Source organism: Amycolatopsis sp. NPDC051045, assembly GCF_040682955.1.
Taxonomy (GTDB): Bacteria; Actinomycetota; Actinomycetes; order Mycobacteriales; family Pseudonocardiaceae; genus Amycolatopsis.
This window is the reverse complement of the sequence record NZ_JBFBCC010000011.1, coordinates 89722-116269: the sequence shown is the minus strand read 5'-3', so window position 1 is coordinate 116269 and position 26548 is coordinate 89722. Positions and strand designations below refer to the sequence as shown.

Annotated in this window: 24 protein-coding genes; 8 read left to right on the top strand and 16 right to left on the bottom strand. The window is 73.4% G+C overall.

Translation table 11 applies throughout. The features are described 5' to 3' along the window. Window positions 1-10: 10 nt before the first annotated feature. From AB0M80_RS25705 to AB0M80_RS25680, 6 genes are all read right to left on the bottom strand, one after another. A complete protein-coding gene (locus AB0M80_RS25705) occupies window positions 11-1126 on the bottom strand; it encodes a PTS mannitol transporter subunit IICB (RefSeq protein WP_364569693.1) in 1116 nt (371 codons plus the stop codon). 77 nt (window positions 1127-1203) lie between these two features. After that, window positions 1204-2139, bottom strand: a complete 936-nt coding sequence (gene pfkB / locus AB0M80_RS25700) for a 1-phosphofructokinase (RefSeq protein ID WP_364569690.1) — start codon at window positions 2137-2139, stop codon at window positions 1204-1206. A gap of 275 nt (window positions 2140-2414) precedes the next feature. Continuing rightward, window positions 2415-2687 carry a hypothetical protein gene (locus AB0M80_RS25695; RefSeq protein WP_364569687.1) on the bottom strand — a complete coding sequence of 91 codons (273 nt, stop codon included), beginning with the start codon at window positions 2685-2687 and terminating at the stop codon, window positions 2415-2417. 7 nt (window positions 2688-2694) lie between these two features. Next, window positions 2695-3384: a LuxR C-terminal-related transcriptional regulator gene (locus tag AB0M80_RS25690; protein ID WP_364569685.1), complete on the bottom strand. Its 690-nt coding sequence runs from the start codon at window positions 3382-3384 to the stop codon at window positions 2695-2697. 371 nt (window positions 3385-3755) lie between these two features. Beyond that, window positions 3756-6566, bottom strand: coding sequence for a LuxR family transcriptional regulator (locus AB0M80_RS25685; RefSeq protein WP_364569682.1), 2811 nt, complete (start codon window positions 6564-6566; stop codon window positions 3756-3758). Between the two features lie 6 nt (window positions 6567-6572). Further along, entirely contained in the window at window positions 6573-9467 is a 2895-nt protein-coding gene (locus AB0M80_RS25680) for an AAA family ATPase (RefSeq protein WP_364569680.1), read from the bottom strand. Window positions 9468-9736: 269 nt separating this feature from the next. Between AB0M80_RS25680 and AB0M80_RS25675 the strand changes: the two genes are divergently transcribed. Further along, window positions 9737-10690 carry a DUF742 domain-containing protein gene (locus AB0M80_RS25675; protein ID WP_364569678.1) on the top strand — a complete coding sequence of 318 codons (954 nt, stop codon included), beginning with the start codon at window positions 9737-9739 and terminating at the stop codon, window positions 10688-10690. A gap of 40 nt (window positions 10691-10730) precedes the next feature. Continuing rightward, entirely contained in the window at window positions 10731-11396 is a 666-nt protein-coding gene (locus tag AB0M80_RS25670) for a class I SAM-dependent methyltransferase (protein WP_364569675.1), read from the top strand. Window positions 11397-11498: 102 nt separating this feature from the next. On the opposite strand, the gene AB0M80_RS25665 is transcribed toward AB0M80_RS25670, so the two are convergent. The 7 genes from AB0M80_RS25665 to AB0M80_RS25635 all read right to left on the bottom strand — a co-directional run bounded on the left by AB0M80_RS25665 (window position 11499) and on the right by AB0M80_RS25635 (window position 18299). Next, a complete protein-coding gene (locus AB0M80_RS25665) occupies window positions 11499-12569 on the bottom strand; it encodes an HAD-IIIC family phosphatase (protein WP_364569837.1) in 1071 nt (356 codons plus the stop codon). Window positions 12570-12595: 26 nt separating this feature from the next. Continuing rightward, entirely contained in the window at window positions 12596-13717 is a 1122-nt protein-coding gene (locus AB0M80_RS25660) for an acyl-CoA dehydrogenase family protein (RefSeq protein WP_364569672.1), read from the bottom strand. Beyond that, window positions 13710-13937 carry an acyl carrier protein gene (locus AB0M80_RS25655; protein ID WP_364569834.1) on the bottom strand — a complete coding sequence of 76 codons (228 nt, stop codon included), beginning with the start codon at window positions 13935-13937 and terminating at the stop codon, window positions 13710-13712. Before AB0M80_RS25655 ends, AB0M80_RS25660 begins: the two co-directional genes overlap by 8 nt. Before the next feature lie 48 nt (window positions 13938-13985). Then, entirely contained in the window at window positions 13986-14843 is an 858-nt protein-coding gene (locus AB0M80_RS25650) for a 3-hydroxyacyl-CoA dehydrogenase family protein (protein ID WP_364569669.1), read from the bottom strand. A gap of 90 nt (window positions 14844-14933) precedes the next feature. After that, complete coding sequence (locus AB0M80_RS25645; protein WP_364569666.1) at window positions 14934-15224, bottom strand: hypothetical protein; 291 nt, start codon at window positions 15222-15224, stop codon at window positions 14934-14936. Window positions 15225-15269: 45 nt separating this feature from the next. Beyond that, the gene (locus AB0M80_RS25640) at window positions 15270-18017 is read right to left on the bottom strand and encodes an AAA family ATPase (RefSeq protein WP_364569664.1); all 2748 of its coding nucleotides are present in this window, start codon (window positions 18015-18017) and stop codon (window positions 15270-15272) included. 15 nt (window positions 18018-18032) lie between these two features. Continuing rightward, window positions 18033-18299 carry a hypothetical protein gene (locus AB0M80_RS25635; protein WP_364569661.1) on the bottom strand — a complete coding sequence of 89 codons (267 nt, stop codon included), beginning with the start codon at window positions 18297-18299 and terminating at the stop codon, window positions 18033-18035. Between the two features lie 193 nt (window positions 18300-18492). Here AB0M80_RS25635 and AB0M80_RS25630 point away from each other — a divergent pair, with 193 nt between their 5' ends. Continuing rightward, window positions 18493-19290: an alpha/beta fold hydrolase gene (locus AB0M80_RS25630; protein WP_364569658.1), complete on the top strand. Its 798-nt coding sequence runs from the start codon at window positions 18493-18495 to the stop codon at window positions 19288-19290. A gap of 57 nt (window positions 19291-19347) precedes the next feature. Beyond that, the gene (locus AB0M80_RS25625) at window positions 19348-20109 is read left to right on the top strand and encodes a DeoR/GlpR family DNA-binding transcription regulator (RefSeq protein WP_364569656.1); all 762 of its coding nucleotides are present in this window, start codon (window positions 19348-19350) and stop codon (window positions 20107-20109) included. 1 nt (window position 20110) lies between these two features. Here the strand turns inward: AB0M80_RS25625 and AB0M80_RS25620 are convergent, their stop codons facing one another. Next, the gene (locus AB0M80_RS25620) at window positions 20111-21271 is read right to left on the bottom strand and encodes a cytochrome P450 (protein WP_364569654.1); all 1161 of its coding nucleotides are present in this window, start codon (window positions 21269-21271) and stop codon (window positions 20111-20113) included. A 244-nt stretch (window positions 21272-21515) separates the two neighbouring features. Between AB0M80_RS25620 and AB0M80_RS25615 the strand changes: the two genes are divergently transcribed. The 3 genes from AB0M80_RS25615 (at window position 21516) to AB0M80_RS25605 (ending at window position 24132) form a co-directional block, all read left to right on the top strand. Next, window positions 21516-21839 (top strand): hypothetical protein, encoded by a 324-nt coding sequence (locus tag AB0M80_RS25615; protein WP_364569652.1) that lies wholly within the window; start codon window positions 21516-21518, stop codon window positions 21837-21839. Window positions 21840-21896: 57 nt separating this feature from the next. After that, on the top strand, window positions 21897-22745 hold the full coding sequence (locus AB0M80_RS25610; protein WP_364569650.1) for a hypothetical protein: 849 nt from the start codon (window positions 21897-21899) through the stop codon (window positions 22743-22745). 163 nt (window positions 22746-22908) lie between these two features. Continuing rightward, window positions 22909-24132, top strand: a complete 1224-nt coding sequence (locus AB0M80_RS25605; protein ID WP_364569648.1) for an alpha/beta fold hydrolase — start codon at window positions 22909-22911, stop codon at window positions 24130-24132. 64 nt (window positions 24133-24196) lie between these two features. On the opposite strand, the gene AB0M80_RS25600 is transcribed toward AB0M80_RS25605, so the two are convergent. Then, window positions 24197-25144, bottom strand: coding sequence for a LacI family DNA-binding transcriptional regulator (locus AB0M80_RS25600; RefSeq protein ID WP_364569645.1), 948 nt, complete (start codon window positions 25142-25144; stop codon window positions 24197-24199). Between the two features lie 271 nt (window positions 25145-25415). Here AB0M80_RS25600 and AB0M80_RS25595 point away from each other — a divergent pair, with 271 nt between their 5' ends. Beyond that, window positions 25416-25586 (top strand): hypothetical protein, encoded by a 171-nt coding sequence (locus tag AB0M80_RS25595; RefSeq protein WP_364569642.1) that lies wholly within the window; start codon window positions 25416-25418, stop codon window positions 25584-25586. A gap of 168 nt (window positions 25587-25754) precedes the next feature. Here the strand turns inward: AB0M80_RS25595 and AB0M80_RS25590 are convergent, their stop codons facing one another. Next, window positions 25755-26504, bottom strand: a complete 750-nt coding sequence (locus AB0M80_RS25590) for an NAD(P)H-binding protein (protein ID WP_364569639.1) — start codon at window positions 26502-26504, stop codon at window positions 25755-25757. Window positions 26505-26548: the final 44 nt, after the last annotated feature.

The following is a 26548-nucleotide window of genomic DNA, read 5'->3' as shown; positions in this document are numbered from 1 at the left end:
ACGGTGATCGTCACGCCGCCACGGTTCCCCCGGAGGCGATGGCCGCCTCGCGCTCTTCCCTGCGCGCGTCCCGGCCGAACTTCAGCAGTGCGGCGGCGACGATGAACGAGACGACCGCGGCGACCAGCACCCCGGCGACGACGCCCAGGTAGCCGCCCTTCGGCGTCACGGCGAGCACCGCGATGATGCTGCCCGGCGACGGCGTGGCGGTCAGGCCCGCGCCGAAGATGCTGAACGTCGCGACCCCCGCCGCGCCACCGGCGATCGCGGCCAGGATCAGCCGCGGGGTCGCCAGGATGTACGGGAAGTAGATCTCGTGGATGCCGCCGAGGAACTGGATGACGATCGCGCCCGGCGCGGTGGCCCTGGCGCTGCGGGCGCCGAACAAGGTGAGGGCCAGCAGGATGCCGAGACCGGGGCCGGGGTTCGGCTCGATCAGGAACTCGATCGCCTTGCCGTCCTTCAGCGCGTCGGCCACGCCCAGCGGGCTCAGCACGCCGTGGTTGATCGCGTTGTTGAGGAAGAGCACCTTGGCCGGTTCGACGATGAGCGAGACCAGCGGCAGCAGGTGGGCGTCGATCAGGCCCTGGACGCCGTTGCCGAGTGCCTTGGTGATGCCCTGCACGACCGGGCCGATGCCCAGCATGCCCAGCACCGCCAGCGTGCCGCCGATGATGCCGGCGCTGAAGTTGTCGACCAGCATCTTGAAGCCCGGCGCGGTCTTGCTGCCGACCTTCTCGTCCCACAGCTTGATCAGGAAGCCGCCCAGCGGGCCCACGATCATCGCGCCGAGGAACATGGGGATCGACGCGCCGACCGCGATGCCGACCGTGGCAACCGCACCGACGACGGCGCCGCGCTGGCCGTGCACCATCCGGCCGCCGGTGTAGCCGATCAGCACCGGCAGCAGGAAGTTGATCATCGGGTCGACGAGCTCGGCGATGTGCGCGTTGGGCGTCCAGCCGCTCGGGATGAACAGCGCGGTGATCAGCCCCCAGGCGATGAACGCGCCGATGTTCGGCATGACCATGCCGGCGAGGTGCCCGCCGAACCGCTGGATGGTGACCCGCGCGCGTTCCGCCCTCGACGGAGTGGCTTCCTCTTCGCGCTCCGTAGTGGTAGTCATCGTTGGCTTCCTTCTCTGGAAAGGGTTTTCGGAGGGATCGCCATCCAGCGATGGCGTGAGCGGTCCGGTCCGGTGCGCTACTCGCGCACCTTCTCGTCCCACTCCGGACGCGGGTCCACCCGTACTCGACGCGCCCCCACGTCTTCGGGACCCGGCATCGTGCTCCCGGGCAGCGACACGGCGGCCGCTCCCCAGGCGACGGCGGTGGCCAGCGCCTGCGGGCCACTCCCCCCTGCCGCCAGAAAACCGGCGAGCATCGCGTCGCCGGCCCCGACCGAGCTCCGCGGTTCGGCCGATGCGTTGGCGCACCAGACTCCCGCGTCTTCCACCAGCACGGCACCTTTGCTGCCGAGACTGGCGAGAACCGTGCCCGCGCCGAGCGCGCGGAGCTCCTGTGCGGCGTCGACGACGTCCCGCACGGTGTCCAACTGCCGGCCGACCGCTTCCTCGAGCTCGTCGAGGTTCGGCTTCACCAAGGCCGGGCCGGCCTTGACCGAAGTGCGGAACGCCGGGCCGCTGGTGTCCACGACGACCTTGGCGCCGGTCGGGGCCAGGCGCGCGATCAGGTCGGCGTAGAAGTCCTCCCCGGCGCCGGGCGGCAGGCTTCCCGCCGCCACCACCCATTCCGCGTCGGCCACGTGGGACATCAAGGTGTCGCAGAGGGTTTCCAGCTCCGCGCCGGAAAGGTGCGGGCCGCTCTCGTTCACCTTGGTGACGGTCGCGTCGGGTTCGACCACGCTGATGTTGCTGCGCACAGGTTCCGCGGTCCGCACCCGGACCACGTCGATGTTGTAGGCGCGCAGCAGGCTGATCAGGTGATCGCCGTCGGCCCCACCGGCCGGGACGACGGCCCGGGCCTTGAGTCCGTTGCGCACCAAGGCGCGTGCGACGTTGATGCCCTTGCCTCCCGGCTGGACATGCGCACCCGTCGCCCGGTGCAGCTCGCCCCGGATGAGCCGGTCGACCTCGATCGTCCGGTCGACGCTCGGGTTCGCCGTCAGGGTCACGAACACTTCAGCACACCTCCGCCGGGGTCCTCGTTGATTTGGTTGATATTGCCTGTGTTCGTATGGGTTTGCAAGACCCTGCTTCACCGAAAGTTCAACCGTTATCTTCCCGAACCCGCAGTCTTGACGCCTGAGCCTGGAAGAATGCCGACCACGGCGCGTATTCCCAAACCAACACAAAGCCATATAGGACACCCCCGGGCGCCGGGCCACGACAAGACGGGCCGGGCGACCCTCCGATTTCCGGAGGGGCACCCGGCCCGCCAAGCGGTTTTCGCACGTCACGCCGTTTCGTCCACCGTCCCGAGCGCCGCGGCCCCCGCGGGGGTCAGCCGGGCCCGCACCCGCTGTCCCACGCGGCCCAGCCGCGCCGGCTCGACGAGGCCGCGGTGGGCGAGCAGGTGGGCGGTGTACTGGTCGCAGCAGACCAGGCCGTCGATGTAGAGGTCCGGCTCGCAGCTGCAGGCGGTCTCCGCCCGGCCGGACGCGACCGCCAGCAGCATCGCCCGGGCCCGGTCGGTCAGCTCGCCCGCCGGAAGGGCCGTCGCAGCCATGGCCGCGTCACCGCACGAAATCCGGCAGCGCACGCGGGGGCCACGACCCGACCCCGAAGATGCCCATCGAATAGGCCTTCGAGATCAGCGCCGGCCGGTTCTTCACCTTCATCTTCCGCAGCAACGTCGTCACGTGGTACTCCACGCCGCCGCGGCTCATGTAGAGGTTGGCCGCCAGCTGGATCGTGGAGACCCCGGAGGCGACGCCCTCGAGGATGCGGGCGTCGATCTCGGACAGGATCTTCTTCTTGCTGCAGGCGACCTGGTTGCCGCGCTCGTTCTTGTCCGGCCGGAACACGACCGTCAGGCTGTCGAGGCGGTCACCGACGCCGTGCACCGTGGAGCCGATGAACTCACCGGAAAGCGTCGTGCCGTTCACCCGCATCACCAGGATCCGCTCGACGAACCGGCTGCGCTCCCCGCGTGCCAGCAGCCGCAGCTGGTTCTCGACCTTGCTCCGCACGCTGGGGTGCAGCAGGTCGCAGAGACCGGTCCCGGTGACCGCGTCCGAGCTGCGCTCGAAGACGCGGAAGAACTCCATGCTGGCCGACACGATCCGCAGCCGGTGGTCGAGGTTCACCATGCACATCTCGGGGGTGATCGCCCGCAGCGCCGGCATGCGCGTCGCGGTCCGGGAAACCCGGTCCACCACGGCCACACCGACACCTTCAGCCAGATCCGCGACGTCCGCACTCATGAAGGCATTCCTTTCTCCGGCTGGAAGCTGAAGCCCCGGGGGCAAGAAGGCCGACGGCTGGCACTCACTGGGTGAGCCGCGTCTCCGGGGTGATGCAGATCATGTTATGCACGCTTGATTAGCACGGGCAACACCATCCGGAAACCCGGTCTTAACACTGTGGTGCGGTGGGGCCGGGGGTACGGAGGTTCGGAGTGCGGTGCGGTGCGGTGCGGTACCGAACCCGCACTCCCGCGGGCACCGAGGTGCCCTTTTGGCTCCCGACCTGGGAAATCCGGGGAAAGGGGGGTCCGTACCCCGCACCCCGCACCGCACCCGCGTACCGAACCTCGGGGGTGCGGACCCGCGGTGCGGGAGTACGGCACGGGGAATCAGCTCTCCTGGTCGAGCGCGCCGAGGCGCTCGATGAGCTCGGCGCGGCCGCTGACCTCGAGCTTGCGGTAGGTGCCGGTGAGGTTCTTCTCGACCGCCCGCCGCGTGACGCCGAGGGAATCGGCGATCCGCTGGTTCGTCCAGCCGCGCACCACGAGCCGCGCGACCGCGGCCTCGGTCTTGGTCAGGTTTCCCAAGCTGTCGCCGGAAACCCGCAGCACGGGGCCGTTCAGCTCGGTTTCGCCGCTGCCGTCCAGCCAGGACGCGCCGATCGCCTTGACCAGTTCCCGGCCCTCGGCCAGCAGGTCTTCGGCGCCGGGCAGCCCGGCGCCGAGCAGCCGGGTGCCCAGCACCACCGCGGTGCGGGCCCGCTCGACGACGTTCTCCGACTCGCGCAGGATGCCGGCGGCCTCCTGCAGCAGTGCGATGCCGTCCGCACCGCCGGTCAGCATCCCTTGCAGGCGCAGGGAACGCCCGACGCTCAGCGGGGTGCCCCACCGCTGCGCGAACTGGTCCTCTTCGGCCGCGTGCGCCTGGGCCGCGGACAGGTCGCCGAGCCGCTGGCCCACCAGTGCCGCCCAGATCCGCCACGGGTACTGCGGGGTGTTGAGCCAGCCTTCGCGCTCCAAGCGCCGCCCGCAGTCGAGGAAGCGGCCCAGCGCGGTCGCCGGGTCGCCGCGGACCAGGTCGATCATGCCGCGGGTCAGCCGCCGGGCGGCGAACACGCGGTGGTCGGTGCTGTCCATCGGCGTGCCCAGCAGGCGTTCGCCGAGCTCGGGATCCTGGGTCTCCAAGGCGATCTGGGCGAGGGTGGTGACCGACAGCGCGAGCGCGTCCGGCCAGGCTTCGTGGTCGGTGCCCTCCATGACACCGAGCGCGATGCGCCGCGCCTTGGCCAGCTCCCCCTGCGCCAGCTTGACTTCCGCGGTTTCGGCGGCGATCAGCGGCGCGGTGTCCGGCCAGTGGTCCTGGGCCGCTTGGGCGGCCGCGATCAGCGCGGGCTCGAGCACCGCGGCGTGATCGGCGAGGACCGTGGTGGACACCAGCAACGGCAGGGACGTGTAGGCGTGCCGCGGATCGAGCGGCTCTTCGCTGACGAGTCGCTTGAGGACGGTCTCGACGTCGTCGACCGCCACGCTGCCCGAGAGCACCGCGCTGTGCAGCAGCACCACCGCGAGCTCCCGGCCGGCCGGCGAATCCAGGCGTTCGGCGTGCTCGAGTTCGGTGAGCCGGGCCAGCGCGGCCTCGCCGCCGCCCGGCTGCCCGATCCCCGGGTACCAGGCCCGGGCTTCGGCCCGCAACGCCAGCTCCACCGGTTCCCCTTCGCGCAGCACGGGTTCGACGGCGGCGCGCACGGCCGCGCCGACGTTCGGCGCCGACGCGGCGAACGCGGGCGGGATCCACAGCGCCGCTTCCGCCTGCTGCGGGCCGGGTGGCAGCAGCGACAGCGCCTGCGACAGGTGCCGGGCCGCGGCGACGAGGTCGAATCCCCGTTCGGCGGCGGCGAGTTCGACGAGCAGCCGGCCGCGTTCTTCGCTGTCGGGCGCGGTGTTCAGCAGGGCCCGGCGCAGGTAGCGCGCCGCGAGCTCGCCGGCCCCGCGCTCCAGCACGGTCGCCGCGGCCGAGCTGAGGATCCGCACTTCCCAGGGGTCTTCGGCGATGCCGACCTTCATCAGCGTCTCGGCCACCCGCTCCGCCGGGCGGCCGTGCTCGTAGAGCAGCCGCGCCGCGCGCCGGTAGAGGTTTTCCCGCAGTTCCACCGGGATCGCGGACTCGATGCCGTCGCGCACGCTCGTGGTGACGAAGCCGATCCGGTCGTCCTCGCGCTCGACCAGGCGCAGCCGTTCGAGGTGCTGCACCGCCGAGGAGTACTCGACGTCGTCGAGCCCGACGAGGTCGGCGGCGAGGGCGGGCTCGGCGCGGTCGCCCAGCACCGCGACCGCGCGGGCCAGCGCGAGCACCGCGGGCGGCTGCGAACCCAGCGACATCAGGACGCGGTGGTCGAGCAACCGCACGGCTTCGGTCTCCGCCGCCGCGGTCTGCGCGGCGACCGGCCGCAACCCCTCGGCGACCAGTCCGGTGAGGACGGTCGCGACGGCGGCCGGGTTGCCGCCGGAGACTTCGTGCAGCATCGCGGTGAACGGTTCCTCGGCGGCCTCGCCGAACGCGATCTCGGCCATCGATGCGACCGCGGACCGCGAAAGCGGCGCGGGCACGACGATCCGCGCGGCCGCGGTCACCAGTTCGTGCACCAGCGGGTACTTCGGCGCCTCGCACTCGTCGGCCAGCGCCAGCGCCAGCAGGATCCGCGACCCGCTCAGCCGCTTGGCGAGGTAGCCCAGCAACCGCAGCGATCCCTGGTCGGCCCACTGCAGGTCGTCGACGATCACCACGACCAGGTCGTCGTGGGACATCGCGTGCACGACCGTGTGCAGTCCATAGAGGACGGCTTCGGTCGGCAGGTAGTGCTCGTGCCCGTTGGTGATGAGCCGCTCTTCGGTCAGGGCACGCAGGATCTGCTCGGACGCGCCCTGGAACCACCGGTCCCGTTCGGCTTCACCGGCCGCGACGAGTACCGGGCGGCACAGCTGCTGGGCGATGCCGAAGGCGAAGTCCTCTTCGAGCCGGGTGGCGTCCGCGCGCAGCACCCGGGCGCCCGCGCCGAGCGCCGCCGTCATGGTGTCCCGCAGCAGCGCGGACTTCCCGCTGCCGGCCGGGCCGCTGATCAGCAGCAGGGAGCCGTCGCCGCCCGCGGCCGCGTTCAGCGCGGTCGCGATCGCGGCCCGTTCGGTGTCACGCTCCAGCAGCACCGGTCATCAACTCGCAGCGGATCCGGGGCTCATCAGCTCGGCGAGCTGCCCCCGGCCGGTCACGGTCAGCTTGCGGTAGATCCGGGTCAGGCGCAGCTCGACCAGCCGGCTGCTCAGCTGCAGCGCCCGCGCGATCTCGGGGTTCGTCCGGCCCGCGGCGGCGAGCGCGGCGATCCGGGCCTCCTGTTCGGACAGTGCGCCGGCGGAGTCGCCGGGCGCGGGCCGCGCGGCGGCGTCCGGCCCGCGGCGCGCCAGCCGGCCGGAGACGTCGCGGATCTTCTCCGCCAGTCCCGCCGGCAGCAGCTGCGGCCGCAGCGTCGCCACCCGCCCGAGCAGTGCGGCGGCCTCGGTGACGGCGCCGTCGTCGAGCCGCGTGGCGGCGAGTTCGGTGACGGCGGTCAGGAAGTCGACGCGCCGGGCCGTCCCCTCCAGCAGCAGGACCGCGCGTTCGAGGTGCGCCCGGCGTTCGCTGCCGGTGAAGACGTCGGCCAGGCGCAGGCTGGTGGCCCCGCGCGCCCCCGGCACCCCCCAGGTTTCCGCGCGCGCCAAGGCTTCCCGCGCCAGCTCCTCGGCCCCGCCGGCCCCGGAACGGGCCAGGGCCAGTGCCGCGCCGGTCCGCCACGGCAGGTCGACGGGGTTGCCTTCGCGCCGCCCGGTGGTCCCGCGGCCGGCCGCGCGGAACGCTTCCAGCGCGGTTTGCGCGTCGCCCTTCGCCAGGTGCACGCGCCCGCGTTGCAGCAGCAGGTACCCGGCGGCCGGCCCGTCGTCCGCGCCGGCCGGGAGCACCGGGCCCACCGCACGTTCGGCTTCGTCGAGCCGCATCGCGGCGAGCGCCGCCTCCGCGCGCACGGCGCGCAGGCCGGGCCGGACCCGCGGGTGCCAGGCGCGTTCGGGCAGCCGCGCGATCGCGGCTTCGAGATCGGCCTGGGCCTGGCCGAGGTTGCCGCGGCGCAGTTCGCAGCGCGCCCGCAGCAGCACCGCGTTCGCCGCGACCGCGCGCGCCCCGGCGCGGATCGCGTCGGAGTGGACGTCGGTGAGGCTGAGCACGGCCTCGGACAGGTCGTCGGTGCACAGCAGCACCCACGCGGCTTGCAGGCGCAAGGTGTGCGGCAGGTTCGCGCGCGGTTCGAGTGCGAGCCGGGCGAGTTCCCGGGCCCGGCCGGGATGCCGGCCGCGGCGGGCGAGTTCCACCGCGGTCGTCGCCGCGCGCACGGGATCGGGGTCCCCGGGCCCCGGCCGCGGCGCGTCGAAGACGGGGGCCGGGCCCACCGGACCGGCCGCGCAGTCTTCCTGGGCCAGCCGGCCGAGGGCGGCCAGCGCGGAGGTGCCGGCCTCGAACCCGCTGCGGCGGCGGCAGGTCGTGGCGATCACCCGGTACGCGGTGCGGGTGTCGCCACGGGCGAGCAGGTGGTCGGCCGCTTCGAGCAGGACCGCGCCGGAGACTTCGGGACCGGTGTCGAGCAGCACGCGCTGCAGGCGCTGGTCGCTCAGCTCCGGTTCGTCGGCGACCTCGGCCAGGGCCAGCCCCAGCATCAGCTTCCGGCGTTCGGCCGGGCTGACCGGTTCCCGCAGCGCCCGGCCCAGCAGCCGGGCCGCGCCCGCGTCGTCGCCGAGGGACCGGCGGCGCTCCGCGGCCCGGCGCAGCGTCGCGACCGCCCAGGACGCCCCGACCGGGCGCACCGCGGCGAGCAGCTCGGCGAGCTGGTCGTCGGGCACCGCGGCGCGGTAGGCCAGTTCGACGCACCGGTTCGCGAGCTGGCCGCGGTCCGCGGCGCTCAGCGTGCCGAGGGCGGCGTCCGCGGTGGCGGCGTCGGCGATGCGCGTCGGCGCGTCTTCGCGCACCAGGCCGAACCCGGCCAGCTGGCGCAGGGCGTCGCCGACCCGGCCGGCGAGCGGGCCCGCCAGGTTCGTCACGAGGTCGAAGTCGAGCAGCCCGCGGGACACCGCGATGGCGCGCAGGAGGTTCAGGGCGTCGGCGGGCAGGGCCGCGATCGACACGGCCAGTTCGGCGGCGCGGACGTCGGCCAGGTGCGCGGTGACGGCGGGCAGGTGCTCGGCCACCGGGTCCTGTCCGGCGGCGGCGAGCCGCTCGAGCACCGGCACGACCCGTGCGGGCCGCCCGCCGGTGGCTTCGTGCAGCCCGGCGGTGAACCGGGGGTCGGGCACGCTGCCGGGGAAGCGGTCGCCGACCAGCTGCCGCAGGCCGTCCCGGGTGAGCAGCCGGACGGCGGCGGTGTCCCCGCCGGGCGCGGCCGCGTGCTCACCGGTGGCGAGCACCGAGCGGACCAGCAGCATCGGCGCCTGCTGCAGCCGGTGCTCCATGGCTTCGAGCCAGGCTTTCGAGCCGGGGTCGGCCCACTGGACGTCGTCGACGGCGATCAGCAGTGGCCCTTGGCTCGCGACGCCCACGAAGTCGCCGCACAGGGTCGGGATGGACCGGTCGGCCGAGGCGCGGCCGCAGGAGCGCCGGCCGCCGTCGAGCCGGCAGTCGGCGTCGGCGATGTCGGCGAAGAGCCGGTTGATGACACCCCGGTGCACGGCGGATTCACCCGGCGAGCAGGAGGCGAAGGCGGTGATCACGCCCGCGACCCGCGCTTCCCGCACGGCGGCGACGAGCAAGGCGCTGCGCCCCGCCCCGCGCGGGCCCACGACGGTCACCTGGCCGGATCGCCCGGTCAGCACCCCACGGATCCCGCGCCGCAGCACGGCGAGCTCGTCCTCCCGCTCGACCAGGCGCGCTTCGGCGGTCCGGCGCGAGCGATCGTCCCGCTCCCCCAGCCAGGGAACGGTCAGCACCGGCGCGGCGACGGGCGTGTCGAGAGCACCGGGCTCCCGGACGGCGGCGGCGCACAGGGCAGACGCGACCGGCAACGCCGATCCGGTTCCACCTGGTCCGGACACCACCATCACCCTCCGCCCCGCAGCGGCTTGCTTGCCGTCACCGCACCGTGGTTCACCAAGGGGGTGACGTGGCTGCCCAGGGTAGGACCATGAATGTTGGTTTAACAAGTCCACGACCTTCGTTTTGTCTGTACTTTGCCCCCAGCGACAACGCACTACCCACGAAGACCCAGAAATCCCTACATTAAGGCAACGTGGCTTGACACCCGGCCGGGGCCGTGGGTGAAGGTGGCTCATCAGCCCGTTCGACCGGTTTCGAGGCCGTGTACATGAAGAACACCCACAATCGCCGCGCCGCGAAGATCGGAACGGCTGCCTTGTCCTTCGGCGGCTGGGGCGACTACGAGGTGTGGGCGGCGCACGGATTCACACCCAAACCCAAGTCCGACCCGACACATCCCCAGGTGAAGGCGGCCGAAGGCGGCGATCCGGGTGGCGGCGCGGGCGGTAGCGCGGCCGGCGGCGCGGGCGGCGGCGCGGGCGGTAGCGCGGCCGGCGGCGCGGCCGGGCGGGGCAAGGGCACGCGCAAGGCGAAGGCCGGGCAGGCCGCCGACCGCACCGGCGGAGAGGCCGCCCACGCGACCCGCCCCGGCAAGGCCGACCCCACCCCCCGCGCAGCAACCCGCCGCGGCGAGACCGCCGGTCCCGCCCGCACCGGCCAAGGCGCGGCCGTCCCCGGCCCGGACCGGATCAACCTGGCCGAACCCACGTCCGGAACCCGCCCACACGAAGCCGCCCGCCCGCGGCGGCCCGGTGAGCCCGGCGAATCCGTCGAGCACCACCGCACCCGCGGCCGGCGCGCGGCCGGCCTCGGCACCCGCCCCGAAGAACCCGGCCCACCCGTCCCCGGGCCGCCCACCCGCGAACCCCTCGACGGGCCCGAGCCGCCGCGTCCGAGGCCCTACGTCCGCGGCACCGCACCACCACCCCCACGGGCCCGGCACGTCCTCCCGCCGGAAGTCATGCTGTTCGCCACCGGGCGGCACCGGGGCGCCGGCCGGCTCGAGCCGGACCTCGCCGCCCTGTGCCGGATGTGTCAGATCCCCACCTCGATCGCCGAAGTCTCCGCTTACCTGATCCGGTCGCTGGACGACACCCGCGCTCTCGTGCAGCGCGGCATCGACTGCGGGCTGCTCGTCGCCGAGGTCGCGCAGCTCGGGCGCGCCGGGCGGCCGCCGCTGGCCTTGCTGCACCGCGTCCACCAGGGACTGCTGCGGTTGTGAACTAGACACTTCCAGGAACCGGCGAACCTATGCTTCCGCCATGGCGACCCAACTACTGGCGTCCTCCGGCGTACTCGACTACGTGAGCGAGCATTCGCAAGCCGAGGACGACATCCTGCGCGAACTGCGCGACGAGACGGCCTCGCTGCCCATGGGGGCGGCGATGCAGGTGTCCGCGGAAGAAGGCCGGCTGCTCGCGATGCTGGTCAAGCTGACCCGGGCGCGCCTGGTGGTGGAGGTCGGCACCTTCACCGGTTACAGCTCCCTCTGCATGGCCCGCGCGCTGCCCGCCCACGGGTTGCTCGTGACCTGCGACGTCACCGACCGCTGGCCGGCGTTCGGCCGGCCCTACTGGCGGCGCGCCGGGGTCGAGGACCGGATCGACCTGCGGATCGAACCCGCCGTGCAGGTGCTCGACGCCCTCTTCTACGAATACGGGCCGGGCACGGTCGACCTGGTCTTCATCGACGCCGACAAGGTCGGGTACGCCGCCTACTACGAGGCCGCGCTCGGCCTGCTCGCCCCCGACGGGCTCATCGTCGTCGACAACACCCTGTTCTTCGGCCGCGTCGCCGATCCCGCCGCCCAGGACCCGGACACGGTCGCCATCCGCGAGTTCAACCGCTTCGTGCGCGACGACCCGCGCGTGGAGATGTCGCTGCTGCCGATGGCCGACGGCATCACCCTCATCCGCAAGGCGGGCTGAAAGCACCGAAGGGGCCCTTCCGAGAGGAGGGGCCCCTTCTGCGCGTCGAGGCAACGAAAAGGCCCGCCCCCGGAAGCCGGGGGCGGGCCTTTTCGCGAGCGCTCAGTGCACCGCGACGGGCTCGGTGAGGTCGGGCGCCACCAGGGTCACCGTCGTGGGTTCCTCCTGCGGCACCGGCTCCAGGTGCAGGCGCTGCAGGCCCGGCACCTCGCCGCCGGGCAGCACGGCGGTGCAGGCGCACGCGTCGTCGGCGAACCCGGCGAAGCGGTAGGCGATCTCCATCATCCGGTTGCGGTCGGTCGGGCGGAAGTCGGCGACCAGGTGCGCGTCGGCGTTCGCGGCCTGGTCGGCCAGCCAGCGCAGGATGATCGAGCCCGCGCCGAACGACACGACCCGGCACGAGGTGGCCAGCAGCTTGAGGTGCCAGAACTCCTCGAACGTCTCCAGCAACAGCACCCCGACCGCGCCGTGCGGCCCGAAGCGGTCCTGCATGCTGACCACCAGCACCCGGTGCGACGGGTCGTCGAGCAAGCTGCGCAGCATTTCGTCGGAGTAGTGGATGCCGGTGGCGTTCATCTGGCTCGTGCGCCGCGTGAGCTCCTCGACGCGGGACAGCTCCGTGTCGGTGGCCGGCTGGATCGTCATGCGCAGGTCCAGCGAGCGCAGGAAGTCCTCGTCCGGGCCGGCGTACCCGGCCTGGGCTTCCTTGCGGCGGAAGGAAGCCTGGTACATCTGACGCCGCCGCCGCGAATCGACGGTGACCGTCTCCGGGCTGAACTCCGGCAGGCCGGCCAGCTCCAGCACGTCTTCCGCGCGGTAGGTGCGCACTTCCGGGTGGTGGTAGGTCACCTCGGCCAGCTCGCTGTCGCGGTCGTCGACGAACGCGATGGTGCCGAGGGCGAAGTTGAGCTCGTCCGCGATCGCCTTGACCGACTGGGACTTGGGGTGCCAGCCGATCTGCGGGAGCACGAAGTACTCCGCCAGGCCCAGTTCCTCCAGCCGCGCCCAGGCGTGCTCGTGGTCGTTCTTGCTCGCGACGGACTGCAGGATGCCGCGCGCGTCGAGGGTCTTCACCAGCTCGCGGACCGGTTCGGCGACCTCGACCGCGCCGTCCTCCAGCAGCGTGCCGTTCCACAGGGTGTCGTCGAGGTCCCACACCAGGCACTTGACCATGGTCGTGCTTGCCACCGGACTCCTCCTCAGTCGCCGGAATTCACGAGGACACGGGTGTGCCCCGCCAGGATGAGCTGGCAGATCTCGTTGCTGCCTTCGATGAGCTCCATCAGCTTCGCGTCGCGGTGCGCGCGGGCGACCACGTGGCCGTCCTGGGCCGCGGCCGAGGCCAGCACCTGCACCGCCGCGCCCGAACCGCGGGCCGCCGCGGTCGAGCTGACGTACTTGGCCAGCACGGTGGCGACCACCATCTCCGGTGACCGGTCGTCCCAGGCCCGGCTGGCGTGCTCGCAGACCCGGGTCGCGGCCTGCTCGTCGGCGTACAGGTCGGCCAGGTGGCGGGCGACGAGCTGGCGGTCGGCCAGCGGCACCCCGCCCTGGTACCGGTTCGCCGCGTGCGCGCCGGCCGCGGCCAGGCAGGCCCGCAGGATGCCGACGCAGCCCCACGCGACCGAGATCCGGCCGTAGGCCAGTGCGGTCGTGACGAGCATCGACAGTTCGACCCCGCCGCCGCCGAGCACCGCCGAGCGCGGCAGCCGCACGTCGTGGAGCCGGACGGTCGAATGGCCGGCGGCCCGGCACCCGCTGGGGTGCGGGACGCGCTCGATCGTGACGCCCGCGGCGTTCGCCGGGACGACGACCGCCGTGCCGAGGCCGTCGAGCTCGCCGACGACCACGATCAGGTCCGCGTAGGCGGCGGCGGTGATCCAGACCTTTTCGCCGTTGACCACGACGCCGTCGCCGTCGACGCGGACGGTGGTGGCCACCGAGGACAGGTCGCTGCCCGCCGCGGGTTCGCTGAACGCCACCGCGGCCAGGTCGCCGGAGGTGAGCCGGCCGAGGTAGCGGGCGCGCTGGGCGCGGTCGCCGAAGCGCTGGATGGTCCAGGCCGCCATGCCTTGCGAGGTCATCACGCTGCGCAGCGAACTGCACAGCGAGCCGGCGTGCGCGGTGAACTGCCCACTGTGGACGCTGCCGGCGCCGAGACCGCCGAATTCGGCGGGCACCTCGGCGCACAGCAGGCCCCGGGCACCCAGCGCGCGCAGCAGGTCCTCGGGCAGCAGGCCGTCGACGTCCCACGCCGCCGCCCGGTCACCCACCCGCGCGGTCAGCTCGGCGGCGGCCGCTTCGAGCGTGGGGTCACTCATCGAGCAGGCGCCCCACGAGCGCCGTCATGCCTTCGACGGTGCGGAAGTTGTCGAGCTTGAGGTCCGGTCCGACGATGGCGATGCCGTAGGTCTGCTCGAGGAACACGACCAGCTCCATGGCGAACATCGAAGAGACCAGTCCGGTGCGGAAAAGGTCCTGGTCGACCGGGACGTCCTGCTTGATGCGCCCGGTCAGGAACTCCCGGATCTCCCGCGTCACGGCCGCCGGCGTGCGCGCCGGGGTTGCGGTGGTGGAGACGTCGTTCACTCAGAACACCTTCCCGTACTCGTAAAAACCCCGTCCGGTCTTCCGGCCGAGGTGGCCGTCGGCCACTTTGGACTGCAGCAGGGCGCACGGTGCGTGCCGGGGGTCGCCGGTGCGTTCGGCGAGCGCCCGCAGCGCGTCCGCGAGGTTGTCCAGGCCGATCAGGTCGGCGGTGCGCAGCGGGCCGGTCGGGTGACCGAGGCAGCCCTGCATGAGCTCGTCGACCGCTTCGACCGACGCGGTGCCTTCTTCGACCAGCCGCGCGGCGTCGTTGATCATGGGGTGCAGCAGGCGGCTGGTGACGAACCCGGGCGAGTCGCCCACGACGATCGGCTTGCGGCTCAGCCGTTCCAGCAGGCCCAGCACGGCGTCCAGAGTGGACTGCCCGGTGCGCGGGCCGCGGACGACCTCGACGGTGCGGATCAGGTACGCCGGGTTCATGAAGTGCGTCGCCAGCAGGTCCGCGGGCCGCTCGACCGCTTCGGCCAGCTCGTCGACCGGGATGCCGGAGGTGTTGGTGATCAACGGCGTTCCCGGGGCCACCAGGGCCGCGAGCTCGCCGAGCACGGTGGCCTTGACCTTGTCGTCTTCGATGATCGCTTCGATGACCGCCGTCGCGTCCTTCGCCGCGCTCAGGTCGGTCGTCGCGGTCAGTTCGCCTTCGGCGACGTCGGGGAACGCGCCCATCAGGCGGCCGTGCCGCAGTTGCTGCGCCACGCGCCCCTTCGCGAGTTCCACCGCTTCGCCGTCGATTTCGACCAGGGTGACCGGAACCCCGTGCCCGAGTGCCATCGCCGCGATGGCCGAGCCCATCACCCCGCCGCCGATCACGGCCGGCCGATCCTGCGCCTGTCCGCCCACCGCGCCTCCCTTGGTCTCCGGGATTTTTTTCCGTGTGCCAAGGAAGCGTCGGTCACCGCGACGGCACCGGTCAACGAACGGCGCGCATATCTAGGGTTTTCCGTCGGGCTCGCCCGTGACCGGATCGGCGCTCAGCACCCCCAGCGCCACCAGGTCGCCCATCCACGCGCGCAGCGAACCGGTCAGCTCGCCCGGTTCGACGTCGCACGTGGGCGCCAGGGCCAGCGCCGCGGCGACCGGATCCCAGTCGTGCTGGGCCAGCGCGATCCACATCGCCGTGCCGAGCCCGCTGGCGAGCACGCGGTGCTCGCCGGTGGGCAGCACCATTTCGAGCACTCCGGTGTCGTCGACGATCACCGCGAGTCCGGGCACCGGACGCATCACGCTCCCCCGCATTCTCCGCGCGTCACCGCGGCCGGTTCCCGGTCACAGCGCGGGTTCCGGGGTGAACAGGCCGCTGGGGAACTGCTCCTGCAGCTGGGTGCGGCCGCTGACGCCCAGCTTGCGGTAGACGCTCGTCAGGTGGATCTCGACGGTCCGCACGGCGAGCTGGAGGGCGTCGGCGATGGTCCGGTTGGTGGCGCCGGCCGCGGCCAGCTCCCCGACCCGCCGCTCCCCCAGCGTCAGCACGTCGGTCACGCTGCCGGTGACCGGGTAGTTGCGCCCACCGGCCGCCGTCACGCCGGCCTGCGCCTCCTCGGCCCGGCCCCAGAACCCCGACCGCACCGAGCGGTCCACGGCGGCCCGGAAGGCCCGGCGCGCGCCCTGGTGGTCGCCGGCACGCAGGAGTGCGTGCCCCAGCGCGGTTTCCGCTTCGGCGAGGTACCACGACGCCGGCGTCCGGCCGAGCACTTCGGCCGCCGCGGTGAGCCCGTCGACCGCGGCGCCGCCTTCGGCCACCAGGCCACGGCCCAGCAGCGCCAGCCCCCGCGCCGACACCGATCCCCAGGCGCGGGCCAGTTCTTCCCCGTGCGCCACGAGTTCGGCGGCCTCCGCCCGCCGGCCGAGCCGGACGAGCACCCGGGCGCCGTCGAGCCACCACGGGACGAACAGCGGGTTCGCGCCGCCTTCCGCGCGCAGCCCGGCGCCGCACCGGCGCAGGTGGGCCAGCGCTCCCGCCAGGTCCCCGCGGGCCTCGGCGAGCCGTCCCCGGGCCAGGAAGTGGAAGGGGAAGCGGAGCACGGACCCGTCGGGGCCGTGGCGGTCGGCGCGGGCCATCGCCGCGGCCGCACCCTCGGTGTCGCCCTGCTGCAGCAGGACCAGCGCCTGCGCTACCAGGGGTGCGGTCGCGAGCTCGGCGCGGTCGTCGCGCTCGGCGGCGCGCACGGCCGCCGACGCGTCCGAGAGCGCCCGGGCCAGGTCGCCCGCACCGCACGCGAGCCACGAATGGGCGGTCAGGGCCATGACTTCCGTCCAGCCGGTGTCGCCGCGCACGGGCCCGGGGGCCAGGCCGCCCAGCGCGTGCAGGGCTTCGTCGACCTCGTCGGCGGCGAACAGGACGTAGGCGGCCAGCGAGCACGCCCACCGCACCGCGGGTTCCGGGCGTTCGACCGCGCGCCGCGCGCAGGAGACGGCGAGGTCCCGGTCGGCGCCGCGGATCAGGTGGGCCACGGACGCCAGGGCCAGCACCGCGACCTCGGCCGGGGTCTGGCCGGTCAGCCCGGACATCGCGGGCAGGCGTCCCCCGGCGAGCTCCAGGGAGCCGGGCTGCTCGAAGGCGACGGCCAGCAGGGCGGCTTCCAGCTCGGTCCGCAGGCCGCGGTCGGCGTCCCCGGCGGGGTCGGCGTCGAGCTGCTCGAGCGCGCCGGTCAGCAGCCGCGTCGCCTCGTGCGGCTCGCGCGCCGACAGCGCGGCGATGGCCAGCTGCAAGGAGATCCGCGCCCGGCTGCGGGGGTCTTCGGCCAAGGCGGACATCCCGGCGAGCGTCGCGTACGCCGCCAGCGGGTCGCGCACGCCGACGAGGCGGGCGAATTCGATCCGCACCGGCATGTCCTGGGGCCGGTCTGCGACGAGCACCCCGAGGTAGCGGGCGGCGTCGTGCGGCCGGCCCGCCCGTTCCGCGGTGCGCGCGGCTTCGGCGAGCACTTCGCGCATCCACCGCTCGGGCAGCAGCCGGCGGCCGAGCAGGTGCGCGCCGACGTCCTCGGGCGGGCACCCGCGGTCGTTGAGCAGCCGGGCCGCGGTCAGCCGCAGCGGGCCGAGCCGCCGGTCCGGCACCCCGGCCAGGATCGCGTCGCGGACCGCGGGCGAAGCGAGTTCCCGGCCGTCACCGCCCAGCAGCTGCTCGGCGGCCAGGACGCCGAGCGCGTCGGCGGCGAGCGGTTCGGGCACGCCGCCGAGCAGGGCGGCGAGCTCCACATCGGACCCGCCGAACACCGCCACCGCCTCGGCCACGCGCCGCACGTGCTCCGGGCGGCCGGCGAGGACGCGCTCGACCAGCCGGGCGCGGGCGCCCGGGGCGAGCACGCGGGCGCGGTTCAGCGCCAGGTCGTCCGGGGCGAGCCCCTCCAGGTGCAGGGCCGCGCAGACTTCGCCGAGCAGGGTGGGGTTGCCGCCGGTCAGCCCGGCCAGCTCACGGACGAAGCCGGGTCCGGGTGGTTCGGCCCACCACGCGGCGGTCACCTCGGCGACCTCGGTTTCGGTGAAGGCCGCCAGATCGATGGTCGCGACGTCGCCGGGCGGCAGCGTCATCGGCGGCCACAGCGGCTGGCCGGCGGGGCGCTGCGCGACCACGACGAGCAGGGGCTGCTCCGCGCCTCGGTGCGCCTGGTGCGCCAGCACCCGCACGGAGGCCTCGTCGCAGTGGTGGAAATCGTCGAGCAGGACGACGACGGGGCCGGCCACGGTCAGGTCGGTCAAACGGCGGCCCAGCCGCCGCGAGAGCACCGGCACCGGCATGCCGTAACGGCCCCCGGCGTCCGGGAGCAGGCCTTCGGCCGCCCGTCCGGCACTCCCGCCGCCCGGGCGGCGGCAGGTTTCCGACAGCACGACCGCGCGGTCGCCGACCGCGTGCGCGAACTCCGCCAGCAACGCCGTCTTGCCGGTCCCGGTCGCGCCGCGCACCCGCACCAGGGTCGCCGAACCGGCCCGCGCGTTGGCGAACGCCGAAGCGAGGACCGCCAGCTCCCGTTGCCGGCCGGCCACGCGTCCGGCCACGCCCGTCACCTCCGCCATGCTCCCCCCCCACCCTCACGGAAGACGGCGGCCGCCGAGCCCCTCGTCGTCGGCGCCGTGCCACATTTCGCGCGCGTACGGCGTATCGGGCACGGGAATCCGGTCGGCACCGCCGGCCGGCGGTGCCGAGGGCAGCTCGCCCAGCCCGTTCTCGATCCAGCCGAGGTCGCTCATCAGGCGCCGCATCGGCGGGGTGTCACCGTGGATCCGGTGCAGCGACTGGATGGCGCGGCGCAGCTCGGTCGCCTTGCGCCGGGCGGCGGTGAGCGCGTCAGCGGTCATCAGGACTCCTCTCGGGCCGGGCACACCGGATCGCGTGCCGCGCCGACGTTAGGTCGTCCGCCACCCGGAAAACCCCGGACATCGACGGCGGGGGCACCGCGTCCCCGCCGTGTGACCGGCAACACTAGGGAATCCGTTGGCCGGGGCGGGGTTCACTGACGAACCTGATACCGCGTCGAAGGGAAACGCTCTCGTGAACATCGCGGACAACGCCACGACGTCGTGGATCCGCCGTTACCACCCGGCCCCCGGCGCGGGCACCCGGCTGGTCTGTTTTCCCCACGCGGGCGGTTCGGCCAGCTACTTCCACCCGGTTTCGGCGCGGTTCGCGCCGGACGTCGACGTCGTTTCGCTGCAGTACCCGGGGCGCCAGGACCGCCGCCGGGAGCCGCAGGTCGACTCGATCGCCGCGCTGGCGGACCTGATCGCCGACGAGCTGGCGGGCCTGTCGGACAAGCCGGCCGTGTTCTTCGGGCACAGCATGGGCGCGGTCCTGGCCTTCGAGACCGCCTGGCGGCTCGAACAGCGCGGCCTGCGGGCCCCCGGCTCGATCGTCGCGTCCGGCCGGCGCGGGCCGTCGACCTTCCGCGACGAGCGGATCCACGAACGCGACGACGACGGGGTGCTCGACGAGGTCCGGGACCTGAACCGGCCGGACTCCGCGGTCATCGGCGACGACGAGATCCTGCGGATGGCCCTGCCCGCGATCCGCGCCGACTACCGGGCGATCGAGACCTACGCCTGCCCGGCCGGGCGCCGCGTCCGCTGCCCGGTCACCGTGCTGATCGGCGACCGCGACCCGAAGGTGACCGCGGAGGAGGCCGGGAACTGGGGCGAGCACACCGAAGGCGGCCTCCGGCTGGCGGTCTTCCCCGGTGGGCACTTCTTCCTCGCCCGGCACCAGAGCGCGGTGAACGCGGAGCTCGAGCGTGAGCTGCACGCCCTCGCCGCGCCCGCGGCGGCATTGCCTTCCGGGCGTGATTCAACATAAAGTAACATCGTCAGCCACACAGAACGACATGACAGAACGACACGGGCGGGGGTCGCGGTGTACGCGGAAGAGCGTCAGCAGCTGATCCTCGAACGGGCCCGGTCCTTCGGCCGGGTCGACGTGGCCGAGCTCGCCGGCGAGTTCGCGGTGACGACGGAGACGATCCGCCGCGACCTCACCACCCTCGAACGCCACGGCTCGCTCCGCCGGGTGCACGGCGGGGCGATCCCCATCGAGCGCCTGGGTTTCGAACCGGCGTTGAACACCCGCGAAAGCGTGATGACGGCGGAGAAGAAGCGGATCGGCAAGGCCGCGCTCGCCGAGCTCCCGGCCGAAGGCGCGATCCTGCTCGACGCGGGCACGACCACCGCGCACCTGGCCGAGGCGCTGCCCCTCGACTGCAACCTCACGGTGGTCACCAACTCCGTCAACATCGCCCTGACGCTGTCCAAGCGGCCCAACCTCACGGTGATGCTGGTCGGCGGCCGCCTGCGGGCACGCACGCTCGCCTCCGTCGACTCGTGGGCGCTGCACTCGCTCAGCGAGACGTTCGTCGAAGTGGCCTTCATGGCCACCAACGGCTTGTCCGTCGAGCGCGGCCTGACCACCCCGGACCCGGCGGAAGCGATGGTGAAGCGCGCGTCGATCGCCGGCGCCCGCCGCGTGGTGCTGCTGGCGGACCACACGAAGGTGGGCAATGACCACTTCGCCCGCTTCGCCGAATTGTCCGATGTGGACACCTTCATCACCGACGGCGGCATCGACTCGACGGTGGCCGCCGAGATCGAGCGCGAAGGCGTGAACGTCCGGACCGCCTGAGCTACCAGCGCACCGGCAGCTCGTAGAGTCCGAAGAGGACTCCGTCGTGCTTGAACTCCAGCTCGTCCGCCGGCACCGCCAGGCGCAGCCGCGGCACCCGCTCGAACAGCGTCCCCAAAGCGACCTCCATCTCCAGCCGCGCCAGGTGCTGCCCGAGGCACTGGTGGATCCCGTAGCCGAAGGCGACGTGGTGGCGCGCCGAGCGGGCCGGGCAGAACTCGCCGGCGTCCTCGAAGACGGTGCCGTCGTGGCCCGCCGCCAGCCCGAGCGGCGCGACGCCTTCGCCGCGGCGGATGACCTGGCCGGAGATTTCGAGGTCCTCGGTGGCGACGCGCAGGCTGACGACGTCGGAGATGGAGAAGAACCGCAGCAGTTCCTCGACGACGCCCTCGTGCCCGATCCACTGCGGGTTCTCCAGCAGCATGACGACGCCGAGGGACAGCATGTTGGCGGTGGTTTCGTGCCCGGCGACGAGCAGCAGCATGGCCACGCCCAGCAGCTCGGCGTCGTCCAGCGCACCACCGGCGATCAGGCGGCTGATCAGGTCCTCACCGGACCGCTCCCGTTTCGCGGCGATCAGTTCGGTGAGGTAGGTGTTGATCTCGCCCAGCGCCGCTTCCCGCTGCCGGGCGGTCGATGCGAGGCTGACCAGGACGCGGGTGCGGGACTCGAAGTGCTCGTGGTCTTCGTAGGGCACCCCGAGCAGCTGGCAGATGACGAGCGAGGGCAGCACGAGGCAGAGGGCGGAGACGAGGTCCGCGGAGTTCCCGGCGGCCAGCATGGCGTCGATCCGCTCGTCGACGACCTGCTGGATGCCGGGCCGCAGCTCCCGCACCTTCCGCACGGTGAACTCGGGGATGAGCAGCTTCCGGTACCGCGTGTGCTCGGGCGCGTCCATGGCCACGAACCACCCGGGCAGGGCCTCCGGGGCGCCCCCGGTGGCGGGGAACCCCGGCTTCGACGGATCGGAGCTCAGCCGCGGGTCGGTCAGCGCGGCCCGCACGTCCTCGTGCCGCGCGACGAGCCAGACGGGGGTACCGCCGGGCAGCACGGTCCGGCAGAGCCCGGGCCGCGCCCGCAGGTCCGCGTAGCCGTCGGGCGGAGTGACCTGGCCGGGCGCCCGCCGCGGGAAGTCGACGACACCGGGTTCCGTGCTCACCATGAACCGGTTCTACCCCGCCGCGGCGTCCCCTTCCCGCAAGAGGGACGGAAGTCTGGAAGAACCCCTAAAGCCGGCTGTCAGCCGCGCGGCAAGCCGGCCCGATCCCGGCCCTGGGTCACTCATCCGGGGGATCCTTCTCTGGCGAACGGCGTAACGCGCTTAGGCTGTCCGCATCGCCCCAGACCTCGGCGCGTCCGCTGTTCCATGCTCTGCGTAGAGCGCACCAGCGTCCGAGGAGAAGCCGATGACGGCCGGGGACCCGGACCGCAGTGCCCCGGCGAGCCCACGCACTCCCCACCCGCCGCGGCGGCAGATCGCGTTCAGTGCCGGGAGCTGGCTGGTCACCTACACCGCAAAAGATCAACCATCGCCCCGGACCGGCACCCTCGCCGGCCGGACCGAGTTCGGTGCCCGGGGCGTCCGCGTCCCCGTCATCGCCGACGACAGCCTTCCCGCCTCGGTCTCCTGGGTCGACGACCAGGACGTCATCGCCGTCACCGCACCGCCGGCCGAGGAACCACGGCGTCGTCCACGCCTCCGGTTCGGCCGGAGGCGTGGACGCGCCTGATCACACCACCACCCCGGGCGTTTCCTGCCATCGGGGCCGGGCTGGCAAACTCGGCCGGTGATCTTCGGATACCTCCTCGCCGTCCTGGCCGCCGTCGCCTCGGGCAGTGGCTCGATCCTGGAGTCCGCCGGCGTTCGGCGAGCGGGCGCCTACGGCGGCACGCCCCAGGACCTCGTCGCGCTGCGGCGCCAGCCGCTCTACTTCCTCGGTCTGGGAGTGGACCTGCTGGGGTTCGTCTCCGCCGCCGCCGCGCTGCACCGCCTGCCACTGTTCCTCGTCCAGTCGGTCCTCGCGTTCAGCGTCGGCGTGACCGCGACGATCTCCGCCGTCCTCGGCATCCGGCTGGCCGCCGCCGGCTGGGCGGCGCTGGGCGTCGGCGCGACCGGGCTCGTGCTGCTGGGGCTGTCCGCGAACCCGAGCCCCGCACAGCCCCTGCCGTCCGGGGGAAAGCTGCTCCTGCTGGGCGCGGCGATCCCGATCGCGGCGATCGCGTTCTACACCGAACGCCGGGACCGCCGCTGGTCGGCTCCCGTGCTCGGGTTCTGCGCCGGGCTGGGCTTCAGCGTCGTCGGTGTCTCGGCGCGCACCCTCGGCGCTTCGGGGCCGATCTGGCACCTGGCCGGGAATCCCGCGATCTGGGCGATGATCGTCAACGGCCTCGTCGCCGCGACGGCGTTCGCGATGGCCCTGCAACGAAGCCGCGCGACCGCGGTCACCGCCACCATGTTCACCACCAACACCGCCGTGTCCTCCTTCATCGGCGTGCTCTTCCTCGACGACCGGGTCCGCGACGGCTTCACCGCCGCGGCCGCCGCGGGATTCGTCCTCGCCATCGCCGGCGCGATCGGCACCGCTCACTACGCGGCGGCACACCACGAACTCGCCGACAAGCCGGGAACGACCTGAAGCCGGCATGATCGCGCTGCCCGGCAAGGGTGGGGTGAGCCCCACCAGGGTGCCGGTGGCTCACTCCATTGTTCCTGCTCCGGGACATCCCTAGCGTTCGACCGGGTTGAATCCCGGCCGGCGATACCGGTATCGCCGCAGGTGCGCAAGGGGGAACTGGGGAATGGAATCAGGAACGATCGAGATCGCCGACGCGGACCGCGCCGAGAACCGGAAGAAGACGAAACGCAAGCGGAACCGGCGGCGGATCGTCATCGTGACGGTTTCCGGGCTGCTGGTGCTCGTGGTCGGCGGGGTCTTCGGGTTGGGCTGGTGGGTGAGCGAAGCGCAGTTCAAGCCGGACCACCAGTACTACACGCACCCCGACCACTCCGACGTCGTGCGCGAAATCAAGGGATCCGGTGCGGGGAAGACCGTGGTCATCGGCTCTCCCGGCGAGCACGCCCGCCGGCACGGGACGTACCGGATGGTGTGGGACGGCGTCGAAGCGACCGTCGGCGAGATCGTCGCCGAGTCGCCGGACTCCGTGGAGCGCCCGATCCTCGCCGGCCCGGCGCCGTCGGTCGGCACGACGGTGGACGTGACCAGCGTGATGATCAGCGACCCGAAGACGTCGCTCGGGCTGGACTACTCGGAGGTCTCGGTGGCCACCGAACTCGGCCCGGCCCCCGCCTGGTACATCCCGGCATCCGGACCGCGCGACTCGACCTGGGTGATCGCGGTCCACGGCCAGAACGGGCGCCGCAATTCCTTGTCGGCGATCCCGGTCTTCCACCGGCTCGGCCTGCCGGTGCTCGCGATCACCTACCGGAACGACGAGGGCGCGCCGGCCGCCCCGGATGGTTTCCTGCACTACGGCGAGTCCGAGTACCGGGATGTGGAGTCGGCGGTCCGCTACGCGCAGAGCAACGGCGCGAAGCACGTGGTGCTGTACGGCAGTTCGATGGGCGGCCTGATCGCCGGCCAGTTCCTCGTCCGCTCGTCGCTGGCGCATGTCGTCACCGCGACGATGCTGGACTCGCCGCTGATCAGCATGCCGATGGTGTCGGAGTTCAACGGGCAACAGTACGGAGCGCCCGCCCCGGCGATCTGGCTGACCGGCAAGGTCATCCAGTGGCGCACCGGCGTCGACCTGGACCGGCTGGACCTGATCAACCACCCGCCGGCCACGAAGCCGCCGACACTGCTCATCGCCGGTGCGCGGGACTCCCAGGCGCCGGTGCAGATGGACCGTGATTTCGTCGAGGCGGCCAAGAGGATGAACTGGCCGGTGGAGTACGAGGAGTTCCCCGGCGCGGAACACGTCGAGTCGTGGAACTCCGCCCCTGCCCGTTACGAGACAGCGGTCACCGGCTTCTTCAGCCGCACGGTGCCGGCCTCGCGATGACGCCGGCGGCCTGCGTGGTGGAGTGCTCACGACTGCGAGACTCGCGACGGCCGGGGGACGCGGTTCAGGTGACCGGGGCGATCGTCTCCCCCGCCACCGGCGGGCAGGTGAGCAGCCGGGGCGTCGGCTCGCCCGCCCCGGTGTCCACCAGGGACGCGAGCAGGCGCACCGCCGCCCGCCCGAGTGCCCGCCGCGGGACCTCGAAGCCGCTGATCTCCGGGCCCGCCGTGCCGGCCGGCGGGCGGCCCAGGACGGCCAGCGAAAGGTCGCCCGGTACCGAGACCCCGGCCGCACGCAGGGCCTGCTGCGTCGCGTCGAACACCGCACCGGTTTCGGTTTCCTCGACCAGCAGCGCGGTCACGCCCTCGTCGAGCCAGCGGTGGATCGCCCCCGGGCCGGGACCGTCCGTACGGACCTCCAGACCGGTCTCGGCGGCCGCGGTCCGCACCCCGCGGTCCCGGTCCTGTGCAGCCGGGCTGTCGTCCGGGTCACGCAGGTAGCGGACGCGCCGGTGCCCGGCCCGCGCCAGCCGGGTGAGCACCTCGGCCGAAGCGGCCGCGTAGTCGACGTCCACGTGGGGGACGCGGCCGGCCGGTTCGGCGCGGCCGATCGAGACGACCGGGAAGCCCGCGGCGAGCAGTTCGCCCGGGACGTGCCGGCCCAGGAAGAGGCCGCCTTCGGCGAGGTGGCTGCGGCGCAGCCGCGTGGGGCGGGGCGCGGTGAACACGATCAGGTCCTTGCCGAGCGCCGCCGCCTCGGCCTCGACCCCGGCCAGGATCGGGTTGTGCGCCTCGGCGCCGAACACCGGCGCGCAGGTGTAGACGCCGAAGAGGCCGGTGCGGACCGGCACCGGGTCGGCGGGGTAACCGAGCCGCTCCGCGGCTTCCAGGACCCGCACCCGCGTCCGCTCCGACAGCCGGACCCCGGTGCGGTTGCCGCCCAGCACCACCGACACCGTCGCCTGGGACACCCCCGCCACCCGCGCGATGTCGGCCTGCCGCACCCTGCCCATCAGTACCTCGCTCGCCGGTCGCGGGGTCGGCTGATCCGGCTCAGCGTGCAAGCCGGCCGGGGGCCGGTCAACGGTTTTGCCCGAAACTCCGGCAAACCCGTCCCGACCGTACTGATACCCAAGTCTTGGGGGCCGAGGCGCGGGCCGAGTCCGGCTTCACGATCGCGGGGTAAGGGGTCGGCCGGCCCCGGAGTGCGTGTTCACCCGATGCGGCCGGGGAGACCTCAGGACGACCGTGGGCTTCACGATGAAACGGCGTGAAGGAGCGGCCATGCGAGGCGACTGGATCCACGACTGGGTGCAGGTGGAGATGGAGTACCGGGCCGGGCGTCCCCCGGCGCCGGTGGTGCGGGCGGCGCGGCATCGGCGGCCTTCGCGGCCGTGGAAGGTGCTGTGGGCTGCATTGTTCCCGCCCCGCCGGGTCGAGGTGCGGCACCCGTGACGACGGTCGGCGGGCGGCGGCGTGGACCTGCTCGACCACCGGGAGCCAGGCCGTCCGGTCCGGGCCGGACCGCGGGATCAACCGCTGCACGGGGCAGCAATCGGCCCGGGCAGTGACCCTCTCCGGCAGCGCCCACGACCGGCGCGGTGAAAGTCACGCGCCCGGGCTTCACCCTCGCAGGTACTGCCGGAACGTGATCTCGCCTTCCCGGTGCTCGGGGGTCAGGTGGCCGCCGGCGGCGTAGGCCCGGAACGTCTCCCCCGGCACCTTCACCGGCACGATCCGCCGGGGCCGGCCGCTCACCTCGCCGACGGCTTCGGCCAGCTCCGCCGCCGGCAGGATCTCCGGCCCGCCGAAGTCCGGGGCGCGGCCGGCCGGGTCGGCCAGTGCGAGGTCCGTGAGCCGTCCCGCCACGTCCCGGACGTCCACCGGCTGGAACGAGATCCGCGGCACGGGCACGACCGGCAGCCGGGACGCGCCCGCGAGCAGGGTGCGGACGAGGCCGTGGAACTGGGTGGCGCGCTGGATCGTGTACGGCAGTCCCGAAGCGGCGACGAGCTGCTCGGTCTCGTGCTTGGCCCGGTAGTAGCCGAGCGGGACCCGGTCGACGCCGACGATCGAGACGTAGACCAGGTGCGGACCGCCGGCCCAGCGCGCCGCCTCGATCAGGGTGCGCGCGAGCTGCGCCTCCCGCCCGAGGTAGTCGGTGGCGCAGTGGACGACCACGTCCACCCCGGCCACGGCGCTGTCGACGCCGCGCCCGGTCCGCAGGTCGCCGGGGACGACGTCCGGCGAGGCCCGGCGGCTCAGCACGCGGACCTCCTCGCCCGCCGCCCGCAGCCGGGCCACCACGGCCTTGCCCAGCTGCCCCGTCCCGCCGGTGACCAGGATCCGCACGTCGACCACCTCCGGCGTCATCCTGGCACGGCGGCGCCCGCCGGGAAACGGTTTCCCGGCGGGCG

Bases quoted from the DNA above. Each gene is read 5' to 3' on its own strand.
- AB0M80_RS25705 (WP_364569693.1), bottom strand. From the start codon at position 1,126: ATGACTACCACTACGGAGCGCGAAGAGGAAGCCACTCCGTCGAGGGCG.
- AB0M80_RS25695 (WP_364569687.1), bottom strand. From the start codon at position 2,687: ATGGCTGCGACGGCCCTTCCGGCGGGCGAGCTGACCGACCGGGCCCGG.
- AB0M80_RS25690 (WP_364569685.1), bottom strand. From the start codon at position 3,384: ATGAGTGCGGACGTCGCGGATCTGGCTGAAGGTGTCGGTGTGGCCGTG.
- AB0M80_RS25675 (WP_364569678.1), top strand. From the start codon at position 9,737: ATGAAGAACACCCACAATCGCCGCGCCGCGAAGATCGGAACGGCTGCC.
- AB0M80_RS25670 (WP_364569675.1), top strand. From the start codon at position 10,731: ATGGCGACCCAACTACTGGCGTCCTCCGGCGTACTCGACTACGTGAGC.
- AB0M80_RS25665 (WP_364569837.1), bottom strand. From the start codon at position 12,569: ATGGTCAAGTGCCTGGTGTGGGACCTCGACGACACCCTGTGGAACGGC.
- AB0M80_RS25660 (WP_364569672.1), bottom strand. From the start codon at position 13,717: ATGAGTGACCCCACGCTCGAAGCGGCCGCCGCCGAGCTGACCGCGCGG.
- AB0M80_RS25645 (WP_364569666.1), bottom strand. From the start codon at position 15,224: ATGCGTCCGGTGCCCGGACTCGCGGTGATCGTCGACGACACCGGAGTG.
- AB0M80_RS25640 (WP_364569664.1), bottom strand. From the start codon at position 18,017: ATGGCGGAGGTGACGGGCGTGGCCGGACGCGTGGCCGGCCGGCAACGG.
- AB0M80_RS25635 (WP_364569661.1), bottom strand. From the start codon at position 18,299: ATGACCGCTGACGCGCTCACCGCCGCCCGGCGCAAGGCGACCGAGCTG.
- AB0M80_RS25620 (WP_364569654.1), bottom strand. From the start codon at position 21,271: ATGGTGAGCACGGAACCCGGTGTCGTCGACTTCCCGCGGCGGGCGCCC.
- AB0M80_RS25615 (WP_364569652.1), top strand. From the start codon at position 21,516: ATGACGGCCGGGGACCCGGACCGCAGTGCCCCGGCGAGCCCACGCACT.
- AB0M80_RS25605 (WP_364569648.1), top strand. From the start codon at position 22,909: ATGGAATCAGGAACGATCGAGATCGCCGACGCGGACCGCGCCGAGAAC.
- AB0M80_RS25600 (WP_364569645.1), bottom strand. From the start codon at position 25,144: ATGGGCAGGGTGCGGCAGGCCGACATCGCGCGGGTGGCGGGGGTGTCC.
- AB0M80_RS25595 (WP_364569642.1), top strand. From the start codon at position 25,416: ATGCGAGGCGACTGGATCCACGACTGGGTGCAGGTGGAGATGGAGTAC.
- AB0M80_RS25590 (WP_364569639.1), bottom strand. From the start codon at position 26,504: ATGACGCCGGAGGTGGTCGACGTGCGGATCCTGGTCACCGGCGGGACG.